The organism is Sodalis sp. RH24, from assembly GCF_047324145.1.
In the GTDB taxonomy this organism is placed as follows: Bacteria; Pseudomonadota; Gammaproteobacteria; order Enterobacterales; family Enterobacteriaceae; genus Acerihabitans.
Genome location: NZ_CP178729.1, coordinates 5,210,001 through 5,230,146, shown reverse-complemented (window position 1 = coordinate 5,230,146; position 20,146 = coordinate 5,210,001). Strand labels below are relative to the sequence as shown.

At 56.7% G+C, this 20,146-nt stretch carries 20 protein-coding genes, 1 tRNA gene and 2 pseudogenes (1 of these 23 running past the window's edge); 5 read left to right on the top strand and 18 right to left on the bottom strand.

The annotated features are described in order from the left end of the window. Positions 1–8 precede the first annotated feature (8 nt). The 5 genes from ACL2XG_RS23820 to prmB all read right to left on the bottom strand — a co-directional run bounded on the left by ACL2XG_RS23820 (position 9) and on the right by prmB (position 4,390). On the bottom strand, positions 9–584 hold the full coding sequence (locus ACL2XG_RS23820) for an elongation factor P hydroxylase (RefSeq protein ID WP_410014176.1): 576 nt from the start codon (positions 582–584) through the stop codon (positions 9–11). Between the two features lie 16 nt (positions 585–600). Continuing rightward, entirely contained in the window at positions 601–1,398 is a 798-nt protein-coding gene (locus ACL2XG_RS23815) for a sulfite exporter TauE/SafE family protein (RefSeq protein ID WP_410014175.1), read from the bottom strand. A gap of 101 nt (positions 1,399–1,499) precedes the next feature. Continuing rightward, on the bottom strand, positions 1,500–2,330 hold the full coding sequence (gene mepA / locus ACL2XG_RS23810; protein WP_413723475.1) for a penicillin-insensitive murein endopeptidase: 831 nt from the start codon (positions 2,328–2,330) through the stop codon (positions 1,500–1,502). A gap of 4 nt (positions 2,331–2,334) precedes the next feature. Continuing rightward, the gene (gene aroC / locus ACL2XG_RS23805; RefSeq protein WP_410014174.1) at positions 2,335–3,420 is read right to left on the bottom strand and encodes a chorismate synthase; all 1,086 of its coding nucleotides are present in this window, start codon (positions 3,418–3,420) and stop codon (positions 2,335–2,337) included. 37 nt (positions 3,421–3,457) lie between these two features. After that, positions 3,458–4,390: a 50S ribosomal protein L3 N(5)-glutamine methyltransferase gene (gene prmB, locus ACL2XG_RS23800; RefSeq protein WP_413723342.1), complete on the bottom strand. Its 933-nt coding sequence runs from the start codon at positions 4,388–4,390 to the stop codon at positions 3,458–3,460. Between the two features lie 205 nt (positions 4,391–4,595). Between prmB and smrB the strand changes: the two genes are divergently transcribed. Next, positions 4,596–5,126 (top strand): endonuclease SmrB, encoded by a 531-nt coding sequence (smrB, locus tag ACL2XG_RS23795; RefSeq protein WP_410014172.1) that lies wholly within the window; start codon positions 4,596–4,598, stop codon positions 5,124–5,126. A gap of 6 nt (positions 5,127–5,132) precedes the next feature. Here smrB and sixA read toward each other — a convergent pair whose 3' ends face one another. From sixA to ccmA, 12 genes and pseudogenes are all read right to left on the bottom strand, one after another. Then, a complete protein-coding gene (gene sixA, locus ACL2XG_RS23790) occupies positions 5,133–5,615 on the bottom strand; it encodes a phosphohistidine phosphatase SixA (RefSeq protein WP_410014171.1) in 483 nt (160 codons plus the stop codon). Positions 5,616–6,134: 519 nt separating this feature from the next. Further along, entirely contained in the window at positions 6,135–6,431 is a 297-nt protein-coding gene (locus ACL2XG_RS23785; RefSeq protein WP_410014170.1) for a YfcZ/YiiS family protein, read from the bottom strand. Between the two features lie 110 nt (positions 6,432–6,541). Then, positions 6,542–7,303 (bottom strand): phospholipid-binding lipoprotein MlaA, encoded by a 762-nt coding sequence (gene mlaA / locus ACL2XG_RS23780; RefSeq protein ID WP_410016760.1) that lies wholly within the window; start codon positions 7,301–7,303, stop codon positions 6,542–6,544. Between the two features lie 34 nt (positions 7,304–7,337). Further along, entirely contained in the window at positions 7,338–8,552 is a 1,215-nt protein-coding gene (ccmI, locus tag ACL2XG_RS23775) for a c-type cytochrome biogenesis protein CcmI (protein ID WP_413723343.1), read from the bottom strand. Continuing rightward, entirely contained in the window at positions 8,549–9,007 is a 459-nt protein-coding gene (locus tag ACL2XG_RS23770; protein ID WP_410016759.1) for a cytochrome c-type biogenesis protein, read from the bottom strand. The genes ccmI and ACL2XG_RS23770 overlap by 4 nt, the downstream gene beginning before the upstream one ends. 8 nt (positions 9,008–9,015) lie before the next feature. Further along, positions 9,016–9,567, bottom strand: coding sequence for a DsbE family thiol:disulfide interchange protein (locus ACL2XG_RS23765; protein WP_410014168.1), 552 nt, complete (start codon positions 9,565–9,567; stop codon positions 9,016–9,018). After that, the gene (locus tag ACL2XG_RS23760; protein WP_413723344.1) at positions 9,564–11,531 is read right to left on the bottom strand and encodes a heme lyase CcmF/NrfE family subunit; all 1,968 of its coding nucleotides are present in this window, start codon (positions 11,529–11,531) and stop codon (positions 9,564–9,566) included. The genes ACL2XG_RS23765 and ACL2XG_RS23760 overlap by 4 nt, the downstream gene beginning before the upstream one ends. A 140-nt stretch (positions 11,532–11,671) precedes the next feature. Beyond that, positions 11,672–12,121, bottom strand: a pseudogene (gene ccmE / locus ACL2XG_RS23755) (cytochrome c maturation protein CcmE); the annotation flags it as partial. Then, positions 12,118–12,351 carry a heme exporter protein CcmD gene (ccmD, locus tag ACL2XG_RS23750; RefSeq protein ID WP_410014166.1) on the bottom strand — a complete coding sequence of 78 codons (234 nt, stop codon included), beginning with the start codon at positions 12,349–12,351 and terminating at the stop codon, positions 12,118–12,120. The pseudogene ccmE and the gene ccmD, both read right to left, overlap by 4 nt. Continuing rightward, positions 12,348–13,085 carry a heme ABC transporter permease gene (locus ACL2XG_RS23745; protein WP_410014165.1) on the bottom strand — a complete coding sequence of 246 codons (738 nt, stop codon included), beginning with the start codon at positions 13,083–13,085 and terminating at the stop codon, positions 12,348–12,350. Before ACL2XG_RS23745 ends, ccmD begins: the two co-directional genes overlap by 4 nt. A 60-nt stretch (positions 13,086–13,145) precedes the next feature. Then, positions 13,146–13,805, bottom strand: coding sequence for a heme exporter protein CcmB (gene ccmB, locus ACL2XG_RS23740; protein ID WP_413723345.1), 660 nt, complete (start codon positions 13,803–13,805; stop codon positions 13,146–13,148). Further along, positions 13,793–14,440 carry a cytochrome c biogenesis heme-transporting ATPase CcmA gene (ccmA, locus tag ACL2XG_RS23735; RefSeq protein WP_413723346.1) on the bottom strand — a complete coding sequence of 216 codons (648 nt, stop codon included), beginning with the start codon at positions 14,438–14,440 and terminating at the stop codon, positions 13,793–13,795. The genes ccmB and ccmA overlap by 13 nt, the downstream gene beginning before the upstream one ends. A gap of 299 nt (positions 14,441–14,739) precedes the next feature. On the opposite strand from ccmA, the gene ACL2XG_RS23730 reads away from it, so the two are divergent. The 4 genes from ACL2XG_RS23730 to ACL2XG_RS23715 all read left to right on the top strand — a co-directional run bounded on the left by ACL2XG_RS23730 (position 14,740) and on the right by ACL2XG_RS23715 (position 19,833). Further along, on the top strand, positions 14,740–15,681 hold the full coding sequence (locus tag ACL2XG_RS23730; protein WP_413723347.1) for a formate/nitrite transporter family protein: 942 nt from the start codon (positions 14,740–14,742) through the stop codon (positions 15,679–15,681). Between the two features lie 150 nt (positions 15,682–15,831). Continuing rightward, positions 15,832–15,906 (top strand) — tRNA-Arg (locus tag ACL2XG_RS23725). Between the two features lie 653 nt (positions 15,907–16,559). After that, positions 16,560–19,298: a hypothetical protein gene (locus ACL2XG_RS23720; protein ID WP_413723348.1), complete on the top strand. Its 2,739-nt coding sequence runs from the start codon at positions 16,560–16,562 to the stop codon at positions 19,296–19,298. A 1-nt stretch (position 19,299) separates the two neighbouring features. Further along, positions 19,300–19,833 (top strand): contact-dependent growth inhibition system immunity protein, encoded by a 534-nt coding sequence (locus tag ACL2XG_RS23715; RefSeq protein ID WP_413723349.1) that lies wholly within the window; start codon positions 19,300–19,302, stop codon positions 19,831–19,833. Between the two features lie 28 nt (positions 19,834–19,861). Here the strand turns inward: ACL2XG_RS23715 and umuC are convergent. Beyond that, positions 19,862–20,146 (bottom strand): annotated as a pseudogene (gene umuC, locus ACL2XG_RS23710) (translesion error-prone DNA polymerase V subunit UmuC); it runs 982 nt beyond the window's last position.

Sequence of the window (20,146 nt, the reverse complement as noted above, 5' to 3'; positions counted from 1 at the left end):
GAATGTCCTCATTCATTATGCAACGTCGGGGCGGCATCTATCGCGACCGGGGAACGGAACTGGCTCCGCGTTAACGGCGGGGTATGGTAAAACGCATGCAACGCCTGGATAAAACAGGCCGCACGGTCAGGAATACCCTGGTCGAGATAGCGGATGACCTGCCCATGCACCAAGCGCTGGAACGCGATACGGTCCGGCTCGCTATCGCCATTGAGATTATCGCAGCTGACATTGAAGGGAAACCCCGCCGCCGCACAAAATAGCCATTCCAGGGCCTGGGGCTTGATTTCCACCTGCTCGAACTGGCGCTGCGTGGTGTCGTCGCGCCCGTCCGGGCAGTACCAATAGCCAAAATCCACCATTAGCCGGCGCCTGGCGCCGGCGATACACCAATGGGAGATTTCATGCATGGCGCTGGCGTAATAGCCATGGGCAAAAACAATGCGGTGAAAAGGCAGATCCCCATCGGCCGGCAGGTAAATGGGTTCGTCGTCGCCCCTGATTAGCCGGGTGTTAAGCGTGTCGGCAAAACAGCCGTCGAACAAGGCGATCAAGTGCTGAACATCATGGGTTTCGCTAGACATAATCTCGGTTCGGTTATCACAATGAAGACAGCCAGAGCGCAATCGCCGCGCCATGGCTATCGTACAAAAGTTTCAGGCTCATCAGGAGCGATACCACCACGATGGTCGGGCGTATCAGCCGTTGCCCCTTGGTCAGCACCATGCGGGCGCCCAGGCGCGCGCCCAGGATTTGCCCGGCCAGCATGACAACGCCCACGCTCCACACCACCTTGCCGGCAAAGATAAACAGCAGCAGTCCGCCCAGGTTGGAGGTGAAGTTAAGCACCTTGGCATGGGCCGTGGATTTCGCCAGGTTAAAGCCGCACAGCGTCACGTAGGCCAGCGCATAAAAAGAGCCGGCGCCGGGGCCGAAAAACCCGTCATAAAAGCCGACGCCACACCCTGCCACCAGCGCAAACGGCCAGGCGGACAGGCGGCGCTTGCGATCGTCCTCGCCGATATGCGGCATCAGCAGAAAATACAAGCCGATGCCTATCACCAGCAGCGGCAATACTTGGCGCAACAGGTCGGCGCGCAGATGCTGGATCAGTATCGCGCCGGTCATCGAGCCAATAAACGTCATGGCGATGGTCAGCTTCTGGTTGCCGATATCCACCGCCCGCTGGCGCACAAAATAAAGACTGGCGGAGAAGGAACCGCCCACCGACTGCAGTTTGTTGGTGCCCAGCGTCTGCGCCGGCGACAATCCCGCCGCCAGCAGCACCGGCAGGGTAATTAACCCGCCGCCGCCGGCAATGGAGTCGATAAACCCCGCCAGCATGCTGACGAAAAACAACAAGGCAAACACCAGCGGGGAAACCGCTAACCAATCCATGAATGAATCCAGTGGTAAAAAACCCATATCCGCCCGGCATGAAGCCGGGCGGCGCCAACCGGCGCCCGTGCCGGACGCTCCCCGGCCCGCGGCGGCGTCGGCTATTGCGTGATCAGATGGCGATCCAATAGCGCCTGACAGGATGCCGGCAGCGGCGGCGGCGTTTTTTTCACCGGCGGCACGCCCGGTTTCGGCGGCAGGAACCAGCTGTCGAGCTCGGCGCCGCAGCCGTCGCCGGCGGGCGGCGGCGCCTGCTCACGGCATTCCAGGCTGTCGGCGGGACAGCGCAGGCGCACGTGCATATGGGCGCGATGGCCAAACCACGGGCGTACCTTGGTCAGCCAGCCGCGATCATCGCCCGCCACCCGGCACAGCTGCTTTTTAATCGCCGGGCTGACAAAAATCCGCGTGACCTCGCTGTCTTCGGCGGCCAGTTTGATCAGCATCGTGGTTTGCGGCTGCCATACCGCCGGATTAACATCGCGGCCGTTAGCCGTCACCAGATCCAGGGGCTGCGGTTTGAGCAACTGCTGCGCCGTCCAGCGCTGGCGCGGCAGCTGCAGCCAGATATCCACGTCCAGGCCCGACTGATGGCTGGCGTGGCCGCTGCCGAAACGGCCGCCCGCGGGCATGGCCATATCGCCCACCAGCAGCACGTCGCCCAGGTTGAGATGGCGGATCTGATTGCTCAGGCGCAGGATAAACATCAGCAGATCGGGATGGCCGTAAAAGCGCCGCTGGTCCGGGCGCAAGACCTGGTAGTTGGCCGCCTGCAGCTGCAGCGGCTGCGCGCCAATAATGCAGCCGTTGGCGAACTCGCCGATGGCCTGCGCCGGTCCGGGAACCGGATGATTGATGCTCTGCCACGGCGTTGGCGCCGCAAACACCTGGACGGAGGCCAGGGCCAGTAATCCGACTATCCATTGCCGCATCATATTACCACTGAGGAAGGGTTGAGTTGACATCGCCGCACTGCGCGCGCTGGCGCAGGAAGTGGTCCATTAATACCATCGCCATCATCGCCTCGGCGATGGGCACCGCCCGGATGCCCACGCAGGGGTCATGGCGGCCGCGCGTCACCATTTCCACCTGCTCGCCGGCGCGGTTAATGGTCTGGCCGGGCACCATGATGCTGGAAGTGGGTTTCAGCGCCAGATGGGCGAGTATCGCCTGGCCGCTGCTGATGCCCCCCAATACGCCGCCGGCATGGTTGCTGGTAAATCCCCGCGGCGTGATTTCGTCGCGGTTTTCACTTCCCCGCTTGGCCACCACCGCAAAGCCGTCGCCGATTTCCACGCCCTTCACCGCGTTAATGCTCATGAGGGCATGGGCCAAATCGGCGTCCAGACGGTCGAACACCGGCTCGCCGAGGCCCGCGGGCACATGCTCCGCCACCACCGTGACTTTGGCGCCGATGGAGTCGCCCTCTTTCTTCAGGGCGCGCATCAGTTCGTCCAACGCCTCCAGCCGGTCCGGATCGGGACAGAAAAAAGGATTTTGCCCGACCTGGTCCCAATCTTTCAGCTCGCAGGCGATGTCGCCCATCTGCGCCAGGTAGCCGCGCACCGTCACGCCGAATTTTTGCGCCAGGTATTTTTTAGCAATCGCACCCGCCGCCACCCGCATGGCGGTTTCCCGCGCCGACGAGCGGCCGCCGCCGCGATAATCGCGCACGCCGTATTTCACCTCGTAGGTGTAATCGGCATGGCCGGGACGGAAGACATCCTTGATGGCGCTGTAGTCCTGCGAGCGCTGATCGGTGTTTTCAATCAACAGGCCGATGCTGGTGCCGGTCGTCACCCCCTCGAACACGCCGGACAGGATCTTCACCTGATCCGCCTCGCGCCGCTGGGTGGTATAGCGCGAGGTGCCGGGCTTGCGCCGGTCCAGATCCTGCTGCAGGTCTGCCTCGGTCAGGGGCAGGCCCGGCGGCACGCCGTCGACGACGCACCCCAGCGCCACCCCATGGGATTCACCGAAGGTGGTGACGCGAAATAATTGGCCGATACTATTCCCTGCCATCAGGACGCCTCTCTCAATGTGTTAACACGCATACCGGTTAATCCTGGAATATTGTAAAGTAATCGCTGCAGGCCACAAGCTGTTCGCGGGTCAGTGAGAATACCCCCTCGCCGCCGTGGTCAAACGTCAGCCAATTAAACGGGACGTCGGGGAACTGCTCGATCAGATGCACCATGCTGTTGCCCACTTCGCAGATCAGCACGCCGTCGTCATTCAGGTACTGCGGCGCGCAGGCCAGGATGCGGCGCACCAGTTTCAGGCCGTCGCGGCCCGCCGCCAGCCCCAGCACCGGCTCGGCGTGGAACTCCTGCGGCAGGTCGTTCATATCCTCTTCATCCACATAAGGAGGATTGGTGACAATCAGATCGTAGCGCAGGGCCGGCAGTTCGCGAAACAGATCGGAACGCAGCGGCGTGACCCGTTCGTCGAGTCCGTACGCCTGGATATTGTGCTCGGCCACCGCCAGAACGTCGGTGGAGATATCCACCGCGTCCACTTCCGCCTCCGGAAAGGCAAAGGCGCTGGCAATGGCGATACAGCCGCTGCCGGTGCACATATCCAGGATATGGCCGGGCGGATGCGGCAGCAGGTCGCGGTAGCGATCGTCGATAAGCTCGCCGATGGGCGAACGGGGGATCAGCACCCGTTCATCCACATAGAATTCCAGGCCGCAAAACCAGGCTTTGTTGGTAAGGTAAGGCACCGGGATACGTTCATTTATCCGGCGCACCACCCGCTCCACGATGCGGTAGCGCTCGCTGGACGTCAGCCGCGACCCATACATGTCCTTCGGCAGGTCCAGCGGCAGGAACAGGCTGGGCAATACCAGCTGCAACGCCTCGTCCCAGGGATTGTCGGTGCCGTGACCGTAGAAAATCTGCGCGGCGTTAAAACGGCTGACCGTCCAGCGCAGCAGATCCTGAATACTGTGCAGTTCGGCGACGGCCTCATCCACAAAAATTTTGTCCAATTATTTCACCCCAGGGCATGATGCGGTTCTAAGGACATAGTTTGCCATGAAGCGCACGACAAAGCAGCAGGCATCGCCCCGTCATGCCGCGTGATGGCCGACATTTTTTACCGCTGGGGGAAAATGGCGCCGGAAATGGAAAATTTCGCCGGAAAATGACAAGACGGGGTAAACTTGCATAAAAGCAGCAAACGCAGAGCAGGGAATGAAAAAAAGATACCAACTGGCCGATGAAGAACGCCATCTGTTCCGGGAATCCATCGCCGGTACGCGCCCGTTGCGCCAAGATACCGTCAAGCCCCCCAAGCCGCGTCGCAGCAGGGCCGTCCTGCCCGCCCGTCGCTTGATGCAGGAACAGGTGGACGCCAGTTTTTATTTTTCCGATGAGTTCCAGCCGTTGCTGGACAGTGAAGGGCCGGCGCGTTATGTACGCCCGGACGCCAGTCCCTATGAGGTGAAAAAACTGCGGCGCGGGGATTATACCCCCGAGCTGTTCCTCGACCTGCACGGGCTGACCCAGGCGCAGGCTAAAGAGGAACTGGGGGCGTTGATTGCCGCCTGCCGGCGGGAACATGTGCACTGCGCCTGCGTCATGCACGGCCACGGTAAACATATCCTGAAACAGCAAACGCCGTTATGGCTGGCCCAGCACCCCGATGTGCTGGGCTTCCACCAGGCGCCGAAAAACTTCGGCGGCGACGCGGCGCTGCTGGTCCTGATTGAACTTAGCGCATAACGCGCCTTAGACTTTCACCAGCAATTGCGCCGGGCTGACCTGCCACTCCAGTTTGCCCTGGCCGCTTTCGCCCTCCAGGGTGACGCAGGCCACCGCCGAGGTGGCGAACATCGGCGCCTGCTCGTCGGGGCATAAATCAGCGACCAGATAGCCCACCAGCGGCAGATGGGAAACGATCAGCACCGATCCCAGGCCTTCATTCGCCAGCGCCTGCAGATAACAACACACCAGGTCGACGTCGCCGCCCGGCGTCAGCTCGGGCAGGCTTTCCTCGCCGTCCGGCAACACCAGTTCGTCACGCAGCACGTCCAGCGTTTGCCGGGCGCGCAGATAAGGACTGACCAACACACGATCGGTATCGAGGATCCTGGTACTTAACCAACATGCCATCAGGCGTGATTCATCACGACCGCGAACTGTCAGAGGCCTTTCCGCATCACTGGCCGCTTCGAGCTGAGCGTCGCCGTGCCGCATAATTAAAACTTGCATAGTGCACCGTTGTTGTTTGACAAAAACGCGAAAGATAAACGCAACGACCGGGCCTTTGCGCTCGAAATCGCGTAAATAAAACGCTGCTTTTTACATCAATACCCGCCATGGAGTCAACACATGGACGTTAATTGATCCTCCGCCGGGCTTTTCCATAGGGGAAAAACCCGCAGCAGACTGAGGCTATTAGCGTATGACAACTATTACCGGTAAAGGTGCAGGCTAAGTAACATATTTACGAATATCCCCCGGAGAGTGGCCGGAACCGGTAATTCAGCAAGCGGCCACGGGCCAATCCGCTCATAAGCTTAATATTGGCATGACGGCACGAAAAATAAAGCGTAGCGCCAGGGATCACTACGTCTGGAACGACGCCGCGGGCGCCGGCCCACGGTAAAGTAAGCCATAATTGCGCGCCCGGGCGCGATAACGACAAGGACGGATAGGGTTATGGCGCCGGTATAATCTTGCCCATGGGTCATCAAACGCAGGCCCGGTCACGGGCCTGTCATGAGCGGATTAACGCAAACCGAGCTGGAAAATCAGCGTTTCAGCCTGGCAGCTGAAGGTAAAATCAGCGTTTAGCTCAACGCCGCCCTTAACGGGTTCGATGCGGCTGCTGATGTCGCAGGGATCGGATTCCACCGCGCGCGCTTTTTCCGTCAGCATCGCCAGCATGGCTTCCGCTTCCTGGCGCTGTTCAAACACCTTGCTGAACGACGCCGTGCAGTCTTCGTTATCAATGATAGTGCCGACATCGACACAGCAACAGGCGGCGGTTTCTTCAGCACTGCATTTGTTAATAGAGTGAGTCATTGCAATCTTCTCCACAGGATTTACCTGTTTGACAATAATAAGCCGTTCAAAAGTATCTACGGCTTATCATACTCCTGTACACCCAACGTTGATAGGGCCGGCTCCGCCGGCTATTGCGAATCGATATCCTTCAGATCGCCCTGTATCGCCTGGGCGTTGGGGTTTTCCTGCGGTTTCAGCCGGCCGCCGCTGGCCAGGAAATCATGCCGCTGGAAATAGGCGGCGCGCACCAGCGCATAAGGATCGGCGGAATTGCGCAACAGGCTGTCGGAGTCCAGCAGCTGCGCGCGGGTTTCCACGCCTTCGAATACCCATTTACCGGCGGACATCCACCAGGTGAGATAACTTAACACCGGATAGAAGTTGTCCACCGCCCCGCCCAGATCCTCGCGCGGGGTAAAGCTGCCGTAACCCGGCAGCACCACATAAGGACCGTAGCCGACGCCATAGGTGCCAAGGGTACTGCCGAACCGGCGCGGTTGCTCCTTAGCCAGCTTGGGATTGGCCATGGACGCCACGTCGATCAGGCCGCCCATCCCCAACAGGGTATTGAGGAAAAAACGGTTGAAGTGGATCATAGCTTCATAGGGCTTGCCGATGGCGAAATAGTTGACCATGGAGGCCGGTTCTTCAAGGTTGCTCAGAAAATTACCCAGGCCGTTGCGCGCGGGCTTGGGCACGTAATCGCGCCAGGCCACCGCCACAGGACGCACCACGTACGGATCCAGGACATTGTAGTTAAAATCAAACATCGTACGGTTAAACCCTTCCAGAGGGTCCGAACGCTGCTGTGAAGACGGATCGGTTTTATCGCTGGCGCATCCCAGAAGCAATACGCTGGCCAGCGCCAAACCTGACAGGCGGTAATTCATCATTCAACTCCATTTATTATTGTTATGCCGGCCGCTAGGGCATGTGTTGATCTATGCGCACGGCGATCCGGCCGGTGCCGCTGAAATCCTGCAACGCGCTCTCGCCAAACCAGTCGCCGGGCCTGGCGTCGGCGCCACCGTCACGGGCAATCCTCACCCGTACCTTTACCTGTCGCTGGGCGGAAAGCAAACGCTCCGGCAACATGGCATTGCTGTCATCCAGCGTTAACGATAACGGAAAGCGGCTCAATGGCAAAGTTTTAACCGCAACCGGTACCGGACTTTTTCCGTCGGTGACCGAAATAAACAGCGTTCCCTGTGCCGGCGGTTTATCGTCCAGGGCCGGCGCCAAAGTAACATCCACGGTAAGTTTCGCCGTCTCCTGGCCTGACAACGCGCGCGCCTGGTTAATCACGCGCCTGATGGCGTCGCCATGGACATCGCCCGCGGGCAGCAGGGTCAATACCTGGCGCCACAGGCTTATCGCCTGCGCGTAGTCGCCTTGTTGATACAGGCCGACCGCCAGCAGGTTAAGCGCCGTGATGTTGCCCGGCTGCCGTTTGAGCAGCGCGCGCAGCAGGCTGTCGCCTTCCTGGTTGTCGCCCGCGTCGGCGGACCGGGTCAATACCCCGGCGTAATCGAGCGTAATCGCGTCATCGTCCGGGGCCAGACGATGGGCGCGTTCAAACGCCTGGGTGGCCATGGCCGCATCATTCATTACCACGCCGATGCGCCCGAGGATCAGCCAATCCTGGGTCTGTTGCGGATGTTCGCGCAGCGAGGCGCGCAGCCCGACCGCAAACCGCGCCAGCTCCTGCGCCGACAGCGGGCTGGCATGCGGGTCCATAATGCGCGCCCGCAGCGCCGGCATCTCCGCCACCGTCTGCTGCCAGCGCCATACCTGGAACGCGCCGCCGGTCCAGGCGTAAAACGCCAGGGTAACCAGCACCAGAGCCGCCGCGCCCGGGATCAGGACCCACGCGCCCAGCGGCGGTCTGGCCGGCGCCGGCGCCACGGGGATATCCGACAACAGGTTTTGCTGCAGCTCCTCAATATGCAGGGTACGCTCAGCCACCACGCCCTGCGCCTCATCCTGGGCCAGTTCATCCAGCCGGTGCGTAAAAAACGCCTGGTTCAGGCTGTCGCGGGTTATCGCGCCGCCTTGCCGGCGGTAGCGCAGCGCCGGCAGCACAAACAGCGCGCAGGCCAGCGTCAGCAGTAGGGTAAAGGTCATGCCGGCTATTATCATGGCTGTTCCCGATTGGTTTTTTCCAGCAACCGCGCCAGACGCTGCCGTTCCTCGCTGGATAGCGGACTGCGTCCGCCACGCCGCGACGCGCGCAGCACCACCGTCAAACCGCCGGCGATCACCACCGCGAGCGGCCCGAGCCACAAAAAAATCGTCAGTGGATTAAGGGGCGGCACATAAGTCACGAAATTACCGTAGCGCGCCACCATGTAAGCGATGATCTGCTCCTTGCTCCTGCCCTGCATCATCAGCTGATAGACCTTGGCGCGCATATCGGCGGCAATAATCGCATTGGAGTCGGCGATACTGTTGTTCTGGCACTTCGGGCAGCGCAGTTGCTGGGTCAGTTCCCGGTATTGCTGCTCCTGCGCCACACTGTTGAACTGCCGGGTATCTATCGCCGCGCCGGCGCTAAAACCCAGGCAAAGGCACAGCAACAACATAATGCATTTTATCGCCATGCTCATGTCCCCTTGGCGTATTGCTGGTACAAGGGCAGCACCTCGCGCCGCCAGACGTCGGCATTCAGATCGCCCGCGTGGCGATAGCGTATTATCCCCCGGCCGTCGATGAGAAACGTTTCCGGCGCGCCATAGACGCCCAGGTCCAGCCCCAGCATGCCGTCGCCGTCGTACAGGCTCAGCGTGTAGGGATTACCCAGCGTATTCAGCCAGTTAACCGCTTTGAGGCGATCGTCTTTGTAATTCAGGCCCACCACCCTGACCCCCTGGGCCGCCAGGGTATTGAGGAACTGGTGCTCGGCCCGGCAGGTGGGACACCAGGTGGCCCAGACGTTAAGCAGCATCGGCCGCCCGTCGCGCAGTACCGAGCGATCGTAGGTCCTGGCGGGATCGTCAAGGGACGCCAGCCGGAAATCCGGCACCGGCTTGCCGATCAGCGCCGATTCCAGCAGCGTGGGATCATCGCCATGGGCATTGCGTGACAATTGCACGATAAATGCGGCGGCCAGCAGCAGGAACAGCACCAGCGGAATATACAGCAGCTTTTTTTTCATAGTGGCACCCGACGTGCGGCCCGGCGGGCTTTTTTGTCGGCCCGGTAACGGGGGTCGGCCAGGCAGCACAGGCCGCCGGCCACCATAAACAGACCGCCCAGCCATATCCAGCGGACAAAGGGTTTATAATAGAGCCTGACCGCCCAGGCGCCGTCATCCATCTCCTCGCCCAGCGCGGCATATAAGTCGCGGGTCAACCCACCGCTGATGGCCGCCTCGGTCATCACCGTGCGGCTGACGCTGTAAAAGCGCTTTTCCGCCCGGAGCATGGCTTCCGGGTGGTTATGGCGCGTCACGTCAAACACCGCCGCGGCGCCGGTATAATTAGGGCCGCGCAAATCCTCCACGGCGCGGAAGACGAAGTGATACGCCTTGATGTCCACGCTGTCGCCGGTTTTCATGCGCACATCGCGCTCCAGGCTATAGTTCTGGCTGAAGGTGATGCCGATAACCGTCACCGCCACGCCAAGATGGCCGAGCACCATGCCCCAATGGCTACGGGTAAGATGGGCCAGCCCGCGGATAAAGCGGTGGCGATGGGTGGCGCGCTCGTGCACCTCCATCAGCGTCAGGATAATCACCCACAGCGACATCATCAGACCCACCACCGTCATGGCCTCGATCTCATCGCCCATCAGCCGGGGCAGCAGGATGGAAAGCGCCAGCGTGGCCGCCATGGCCAGCGCCAGGCGTTTAATCAGCGTTTTCGCCTCGTCCCGGCGCCAGCGGATTAACGGCCCGATACCGAGCAACAGGGCAAACGGCGCCATCAGCCAGGTAAACATACTGTTGAAAAAAGGCTCGCCGATGGAGATGCTGCCCATGCCAAGCTGTTTATGGATAAGCGGCAGCAACGTGCCGAGCAACACCACCAGCATCGCGGCCATCAGCAGCACGTTGTTGCCCAGCAGGAAGGTCTCGCGGGAGAAAACCTCGTGCTGCGCGCGGCTCCTTACCTTGCCGCCCTTGATGGCGTATAGCAGCAGCGAACCGCCGATCACCAGAATCAGGAACGCCAGGATAAACATGCCGCGCGCCGGGTCCGAGGCAAACGAATGCACCGACACCAATACCCCGGAACGCACCAGAAAGGTCCCCAGCAGGCACAGGGAAAAGGCGGCGATGGCCAGCAGCACCGTCCAGGATTTGAAGGTGCCGCGTTTTTCGGTCACCGCCAGAGAGTGCAGCAGCGCCGTACCAGCAAGCCAGGGCATAAACGAGGCGTTTTCCACCGGATCCCAAAACCACCAGCCGCCCCAGCCCAGTTCATAATAGGCCCAGGCGGACCCCAGCACGATGCCCAGCGTCAGGAAAATCCAGGCCGCCTGGGTCCAGGGACGGGACCAGCGGGCCCAGGCGGTATCCAGCCGGCCGGCAATCAGCGAGGCGATGGCGAACGAGAACGCCACTGAAAAACCCACATACCCCATATACAGCAGTGGCGGATGAAAAATCAGGCCGATATCCTGCAGCACCGGGTTTAAATCATGCCCGTCGATGGGAATATCCGGCAGGGTACGCGCAAACGGGTTGGACGTGAGCAAAATAAACGCCAGAAATCCGCTGTTGATCATGCCCATCACCGACAGCACCCGGGCGACGGCCTCATCCGGCATGCTGCGGCTGAACAGCGCCACCGCCAGCGTCCAGCAACTGAGCAACAGCACCCACAGCAGCAGCGATCCCTCATGGGCGCCCCAGGTGGCGGCGACCCGGTAATACACCGGCAGCGCGGTATTGGAATTATTCACGACATAAGCCACGGAAAAATCATTGACCACGAACGCATAGACCAGACAGGCAAAGGCGCCGGCGATGGACGCAAACACACCGTAGGACAACGGCCTGGCCACCGCCATCAGCCTGGCGTCCTGCCGCGAGGCGCCCCAGAGCGGATACACCGCCAGCAACAGCGCCAGGCCCATAGCCAGGCACAGCAGGAAATTACCGAGTTCCGGCATCATGGCTGTTCCTTAGACGGCGCGGCCTGGGCCGTATCCTGCCCGGGGTAGGGTATTTCGCCGCGCGCCAGGCGTTGCGTCCGGTCCTGGGGTTGGCCAGTCATGCCGGCCTGCACTGCGCCTTCGGCCATGGCGCGTTGACCGGCGGGCCGAGAATGGGTTTTCATCGCATCCTTCACTTCGGGCGGGGTATAGTTTTCATCATGTTTGGCCAGGACTTCACGCGCCTGGACCAGATTGCCCGCGCCCAGCACGCCCTGCGCCACCACGCCCTGCCCTTCGCGAAACAGATCCGGCAAAATGCCGTCATAGGTGACCGGTACGGAGCCGACGGCGTCATAGATCCTGAAGGTGACCTTCAGGGTATGGGCATCGCGCTTTACCGATCCCGGCATGACCATGCCGCCGATGCGCAGGCGCTGCCCGATATGCGGCAACTCCTGCCGCTCGCCCTTGCCCTCGAGGATCTCGCGCGGCGTATAGAACAAATCGATATTGGAACTGAGCGCGTAGAGCACCAGCGTAACTATCAGCGCGGCGCCCATCAGCATCACGACGGCCAGGTAAAGACGGCTTTTACGGCGCGGCGTCATCGGGCATCCCCCCGACGCGCGGACGGATCGGCCGGCGCGCCGCCACGGCGCATACGCAGGGCGCGCGCCTGCTGCCTGCGGATAGCGTCGAGCAGCTGTTGCCGGCGCCACAGGGTATGGGCTATCAATCCGGCCAGCGAAGCCAGGGTAACCGCTACCGCCAGCCAGACGTAGAAACCATAGCCGCCCATGGCGAAAAACGCCGTCCAGGAGGTGAAAGCCGGGCTCACGATCGCCGCGCCTTATCAGCCAGCGCCACCGCCCACGGGCGATGGCGGTCCTGTTGCAATATCAGGTTGCGTAAACGCATCAGCGTCAGGGTGGCGAAAAACAGCAGATAACCGAAGATCGCCCAGCGCAGCGGAGTGCGCATGCTGGGATCAATGCTTTGTTGCATATTGGTCGAGCCTTGATGCAGGGTATTCCACCACTGCACAGAGTAATGAATAATCGGGATATTGACCACGCCCACCAGGATCAGAATGCCGGCGGCGCGCCCGGCCAGGCGCCGATCTTCAAACGCGTTGTACAGCGCCATAACGCCGAGGTAGAGAAACAGCAATACCAGCTCCGAGGTCAGCCGGGCGTCCCATACCCACCAGGTACCCCACATGGGTTTGCCCCAGGCGGAGCCGGTAACCAGCGCGATAAAGGTAAACGCCGCCCCCACCGGCGCCATGGCCGCCGCCGCCAAATCGGCCATCTTCATCTGCCAGACCAGGCCGATAAACGCGGCAACGGCCATCGCGGCATAGATACCCATGGACCACATGGCGGCGGGCACATGGATATACATGATGCGGACACTATCGCCCTGCTGATAGTCCGGCGGGGCGAAACCGAATCCCCAGCCCCAGCCGAGCAACAGCGTCGCCGCGCTCGCCAGCGCCAGAACCGGTATCAGCCGGCCGCACAGCTGGTACAGCCGCTCCGGCTTCGCCCACAAATGTAGTGTCTTCCACATTATTGTTTTGCTCACAGTAAAAATACATAACACGGCCTGTTCTTGCCGGCAGGCCGCAGGTTATTGCAGACTCACGCGCAGCGCGGCGGCGGCGGCGAAAGGCGCCAGCAGCGCGCTTCCCGCCAGCAGGGCGCCGAGGATCGCCAGATAGCCGTCAAAGGGCAGCCCCTGCGCGGCGTTATCCAGCGCGGCGGTGGCAAATATCAGTACCGGTATAAATAATGGCAGCAACAGCAGGCTTAGCAGCACCCCGCCTTTACGCAATCCCAGGGTCAGGCCGGCGCCGATAGCGCCGATCAGGCTCAGGGTGGGCGTTCCCAGTAATAACGACAGCGCCATTGCCTGCCAGGTGTGGCGGTCCAGCGCCAGGAACAGGGCCACCAGCGGCGATAGCAGCAGCAGCGGCAACCCGGTGACCAGCCAATGCGCGCAAATTTTGCCCATCACCACCAGCGGCAGCGGCAGCGGCGACAGCAGCAACTGCTCAAGCGTGCCGTCATGAAAATCATCGCGGAACAACCGCTCCAGCGACAGCAGGCAAGCCAGCAGAGCCGCCACCCAGATGATGCCCGGCGCGATCCGCCGCAACAGCTGCGGTTCCGGCCCCACCCCCAGCGGGAATAGCGTAATCACGATCAGGAAAAACCACAGCGGATTCACGATATCGGCGCGGTTGCGCAAGGCCAGCCGCAGCTCGCGGCGCACAATCAGCCAGAACATGGCGCCGCCTCCTCCTGCCGTGCGCCCAGGGCCATTTTGCGCACCCGCGCATGCGTGTCCGGCAGCGCCTGATGGGTGGTCAGCAGCACGCTGCCCCGCGCGTCGGCGTGCGCGGCAAACAACGACATCAGCTGCGCCACGCCTTGTTGATCGATGGCGGTCAGCGGTTCATCCAGGATCCACAGCATCGCGGAGCTCAGCCACAAACGGGCCAGCGCGATACGGCGCTGCTGGCCCGCGGACAACCCCGTCGCGGGCAGGTCCTCGTAGCCCGACAACCCCACATGCTCCAACGCCCGCCACAGGTCCGCCTCATTGCGTCCGCCGCCGCCCAGCGCCTGGAAGAACGCCAGGTTTTCCAGCGGCGTCAGGGACAAATTAATCCCGGATAGATGGCCGATAAAAAGCATCTCGCGGTGATACAACCCGCGCTCGCGGCGAATCGGTTGCTGCCGCCAGCTGACCTGGCCCTCGTCCGGCTGCGCAAGCCCGGCCAGGATCCGCAATAAAGAGGTTTTACCGGCGCCGTTGGCGCCCTCGACCTGGACAATATCCCCGGGGGAAATGCGGAAGCTCAATCCGGAAAACAACACGCGATCATCACGAATACAGGACAGGTTGTTTGCTTCCAGCATCAGAAACCCAATTCATCATTAATTGTATGGCGATCATAGCATAGGCGACTATCGCAGCGCTGTTCATCGCCATTGCATTCTTTTTCGGTCCAAGAAGGATTGTATTAGATCAATAAAACGCAACAAATACCAGCAAAGTTAAAATTTTGTTACGTATTGCCCCCCGCTGGTGACAATTCTACCGGCGACTCCGCCGACCCGGCGGACTTCTTTTAGCGCCGCCGGAACAAAATACCGCTACGCTTATTGATTAACAGCGAATGTATTAATAACCCGACGGATACGGATGAGGAATGCGGATGAGCGAGACCAACAAACATGATGATCCCGGCGTCGCCGTGGAGAGTGACGAGCATGACGCCAATACCGATATCGAGGTGAAAGAACAGAATCTTCCTTCGCGCGCCGCCGCCATACATGAAATGATCCGCGAAGAGGGTGAAAAGGAGCTGGAACGCGACGGCCAGGCGCTGCTGTGGTCGGCGGTGGCCGCCGGCCTGTCGATGGGCGCGTCGCTGATGGCCAAGGGTATCCTGCATGCCCATCTGCCCGAGGGCGCCGCGGGCTTTTTGCTGGAAAACCTGGGCTACACCCTGGGTTTTATTATTGTCATTATGTCGCGCCAGCAGCTGTTCACCGAGAACACCCTGACCGCAGTGCTGCCGATTATGCAAAAGCCCACCGGCCATAATATCCTGATCCTGCTGCGATTGTGGGGCGTGGTGCTGCTGGGCAATCTTGCCGGCACCGCGGTGGTGGCGTTTGCCTTTCTCCATATGCCGATTTTTAATCCGGCCACGCGCGAGGCCTTTGTCGCCCTATCGCAGGCAATCATGGTCAATCCTCCCGGCGATATGTTCGCCAACGGCATTATTGCCGGCTGGATTATCGCCTCCATGGTTTGGATGATGCCTTCCGCGGGCAATGCCAAAATCCTGGTGATTATCCTAATGACCTACCTGGTGGGGATTGGCGATCTTACCCATATTGTCGTGGGTTCGGTGGAAGTGTTCTACCTGGTCTTTAACGGCGATATCCCCTGGCATCACTTTATCTATCCGTTCGCCCTGCCCACCCTTGCCGGCAATATCGTCGGCGGCACCTTTATCTTTGCCCTGCTCAGCCATGCGCAGATCCGCAACGACCTCAGCCGCCAGCGCAAGGAAGCGCTGAAAAAAGACGCCGCCCGCGACGGGCAACGGAAAGACCGCCGCCAGAAGGTGGATACCGGTGAGGAGTAGCACGGCAGGGCCTGGCGGCGGAGGCCCTGACTGCCGCGCCGCGCGCGGGCAAACGGATTTTTTTGCCCGCGTTTGTCGAAGGAATGAGCAAACGCGCCGTTAAGTGCTTATTTTCGGTGCATAATCGGGTATAATCATGCCCGCTACAGGGTCCTCGTAGTTAAACGGATATAACAAGCCCCTCCTAAGGGCTAGTTACAGGTTCGATTCCTGTCGGGGACACCAACACCGCCTAAATCCGCATAATTCCAGCTAAACAAATCCCGTCTCGATTCGCGTCACGTCTGCATGCGAACTAAACCCACCTGAAACTCAAGCAAAGAGTCGATCTTCTTCGCCGCGATAAGCCGGTTTCACCCTGATGCGCCGCAAGACGACGGCTTTATTATCGTTACGGCGGCCAGTAAAAGGGCTGGTATATATCCACGACCGCCATCCCTTAGCGATGACGCGGGAGGTACGCCTCTAATGGCTATCGCCCAAGACAACGCTGGGAAACGCCGAAGAGCTGGCGCACGATTTCACCATACCGGCTGAAAATTTTCTTTCAACCCTGTCAGTCAAGCTATCGGCAATACTCACAACGACAAAGTAGGGATTATCAAATAGACCGATAATCATGAGCTGTAACCGCCGATTCATTTCATGAATTTGTATTCCCCCATTGTTCTACTTCCGTAATGCGAATAACTTGTAATTATTACCCCACAGATAATTTTTTATTCACCCTAGAAAAATTTTACTATCTGCACACCATTTATCTTTCTGTGACCCTCATTGTGATTAATTTAAGTTTTTAAGCAAACAATGCATTCGAAGAGCGTGCAAGCTATTAAGCATCGAAAGTAATAATTCACAAATCAATACTGGGTAAAAGTATGGAAGAAATACTCACTGTTTATGCCAATCCACCAGCAATAACAAAAAATTGTATAGATATTCCTTTTGACCGTTCAAAACCGTTCAGTAGTATATTATGTGGAGTTTATAACGCCTCTGATGCTGTTTTCCAAGAAATAAATGCCAATTTATCACATATAGAAAACGTTGTGCCTATTCATAAAAATGCCAGAGAACAAATTGAACAGGCACAAAAGGATATTATCGAGGCAAAACTGGCACACTTAAAATTAATGGCTACCGAATCAACCAAGCTGGACGCGCATCAGCAACAAGTGAAAAAATTGATTGAAGATCAAAAAATTTCTTTAAATCACAGGAACGCCGACTTGGAGAGAGTGAGGAATTTACAGACAAACCTACATAACAAAATGCAAGTTTCTCTAACAAAACAACGAGAAATTTCTAACTCTATTGTGGCAACAAGCGTACAAAGCACACAGGCACAATTCCGTACACAGATGGCAAAAAGTATGGCATCTATGCAACTCGCTGGTGACTTGCTTGGAAAATCTAGAGCTTTTCAGCAAGCAAAAAAAATAGCGGAAAAACAAAGGCAAGAAGATGAGCACCGGTTGCAGGAATTAGCTAGAGAAAATGAAAAACTTCAAATGCAACTGCTTGAATTGCAGAAAAATGAACAAGAAATACAAAGATATTCTTACAGGCGTAATTTTGAACTAGAAATAATCAAATCACAATACAATTCTGCGGAAACCCATCAACAGGCCGTTAAGAGTCGCCACGAGGAAGCGGCAGAGCGTTATAAATTATATAATAAAGAAATTCATAGCATTAAAAATTTGGTTAATATATTCGGAGTTAAAATTGACTCACATTCTTCAGTTGCGCAAAAAGATATTGAAATAAAAAACAACATCATCACTCTTAAAGAAAAAGCACAGCAAGTTGAACAATGGCTTAAAGAAACCCATGCAAGGCTTGCATTACAACAAAGCCACCCATCTATGATAAATCATCATTTTGATCATTGCATTAATGACCTAAATAACTCAGATCTTGAACCCGAGCCAAAAGAACGCCTGATTAAAAAATGGGACGAGTTGCGTCATACGGAACTAAACAACAAGAAAATAATAATATCAGGCTCAGAACTTGAATTAAGCAATATAACTCATATCCATAATCAAATTAATGAATGCATTGTATATTTCAAAGAAAAAGAAGAACAGTTGAAAAGATATGTTGCCAGGCGCGATTTCGAGCTAAAAATAATAAAATCACAATACGAATCAGAAGAAATCCATCATCGAGCCGTTAAGAATCGCCACGAGGAAGCGGCAGAGCGCAACAAATTATATAATAATGAAATTGATAGCATCAAAAATTTGATTGATATATTCAGAGTTAAAATTTACTCTCATTTATCAGTTACGCAAAAAGATATTGAAATTAAAAACAACATCTTCACTCTTAAAGAAAAAGCACAAAAAGTTGAACAATGGCTCAATGAAACTCATGCGAGACTTGCATTACAACAAAGCCATCTATCAATGATAAATCATCATTTTGATCATTGCATTAACGACGTTAATAACTCAGATCTTGAGCCGGAGCCAAAAGAACGCTTGATTAAAAAATGGGATCAGTTGCGTCACACTGAGCTAAATAATAAAAAAATAATAATTTCACGCTCAGAACTTGAATTAATAAATATAACTAATATCAATAGTAAAATTGATGAATACATTGCATATTCCAAAGAAAAATCAGCCAAAGTTGACTCATTGATTAATAAACTTAGCTTTTTGAACACTAAGCAACAAACCCTGAAGAAAAATGAAGTTACCAATTGTGAGACATTGGTATGTGACCTGGGCACGCAGGCTAAATGGGCATCGATTGAGGCAAGTCAGACGCTCGCTTTTGCCGGTGGAATAGCCGCGGGTGTCCCCGCTGAGCTGAACGACACCGTAAATGGAATAATCCATGCTGGAATGCATTACTCTGAAACGTATGCCGCACTTAAAGCGCTCGTTAATAGCGGTGACGTACTTGGTAACGTATCCGAGGCTATGAAGGATAAATGGGTAGCTCATCTCGACAAAATGGTTGCAGCCCAAGAAAGAGGCGGTGTTGCTGAATTTTTTCAGGCAGGAGTGGAAGGGGGCAAGCTTGTTACTGATGTTGTCACACTAGGCGCGGCTGGCGTTGGCGCCGTGAAGCTCACTAAAGCTGCTGCAAACGCTGGAGTTTCAGCGGGTCAGCGCATCGCAGCAAAAGTTGCGTCGCGAATGGATGCATCACCACCAGGAACAAAAACTGTTAAGCAAGCAGATACCGGAATGGTTTGGGGTGAAGGAAACATGAAGCAAGGTGATCCATTTGAAACTTTCATCGGTAAAGAGTATTTGCCCGAAAGTATTCAATCACCTAAACCATTTGAAGCTTTCGATTTTCATGATAAATTAACTGGCGTAGCGGTGAGCGTTAAAACATTAGATACTCTCACGCCGTCGATACTTAAAAAGCCAGCAGGTATATATAGCAGGTTAACCAGGTATGTTAACAAAGCGAAGAATTTCAAGCAGCAACAAATGAAGGATTTCTCTCTTACTTCTGAAGAAATTTCTTCACGGGAAATATTCTTAGGTGTGCCAGCAAAAACTCCTACGGCGCAGTGGGAACAGATTAATAAAGCCATCAAGTATGGTGAAGAGAATGGCATAAAATTCACAATATTCAAGGTGGAATAATATGAGTGCCTTTGTAAAATCAGAATGGGCAACCATCCTTTCTAACCAAGATTTTATCTGTATAAGCACTTGCTCCGGCTACAGAGGGGGCCAGCGCGATCCCAAAGGGGTTCAGCACATTATAGATCCTAAAAGCGCGGACGATGATGTTGGTTTGCTTATTTTAGATGCGTTATCACATAGCAGGCTTGTCCTGCCACGATTTCGCCAGGATGTTGTAATCCACCCGGATACAGTTTTCGAGCCTGAATTTTATGACAATAAACTCATGGAAGAAAGATATGATGCATGGGTGGAATATATCATGAAGAGGTTTTCTTATAAAAACGAAAACCAAATGTATAAACAGTTGAAAAACTGCTCTTTGACCCGGACTAATGGTCAGATCATCTTTACTCCCTGGCATCACAAAAAATTAGCAAACTGGGATGGTGACGGCCTAACAGATGCCGATAAGGTCATCATCCCCGCCAGTAGTGTTCCCACGGAGATAGGTGCCGGACTGCGCCTCGCATTGAGCCGATGCACTGGTTGAAAAACAGCCTCGGCTTATGCCGGGGCTTTTATTTGGCTTTAACAACCGGCAAGTCTTTATACTGCGTCGTGTAGCGCGGTGAAAGCAATGTGCGCTTCATCCTCCAGGCTTGCTGTATTCCCTGCCCCGCAAACCATACTTTCCCTATACCAGAGTGGTTTATCCCGTCCAAGACCTTCATAAGCGCCTCGCTGTTAACCCGCGGCTTATGTTCATCGAATAGCGCCAGTTGAGCCACCCCCAGACCGTAAAAATCCCCCAACATAACGCCGGCTTTCTGATAGCGCATTCCTGGCAAGAAAATCCTGTCCAG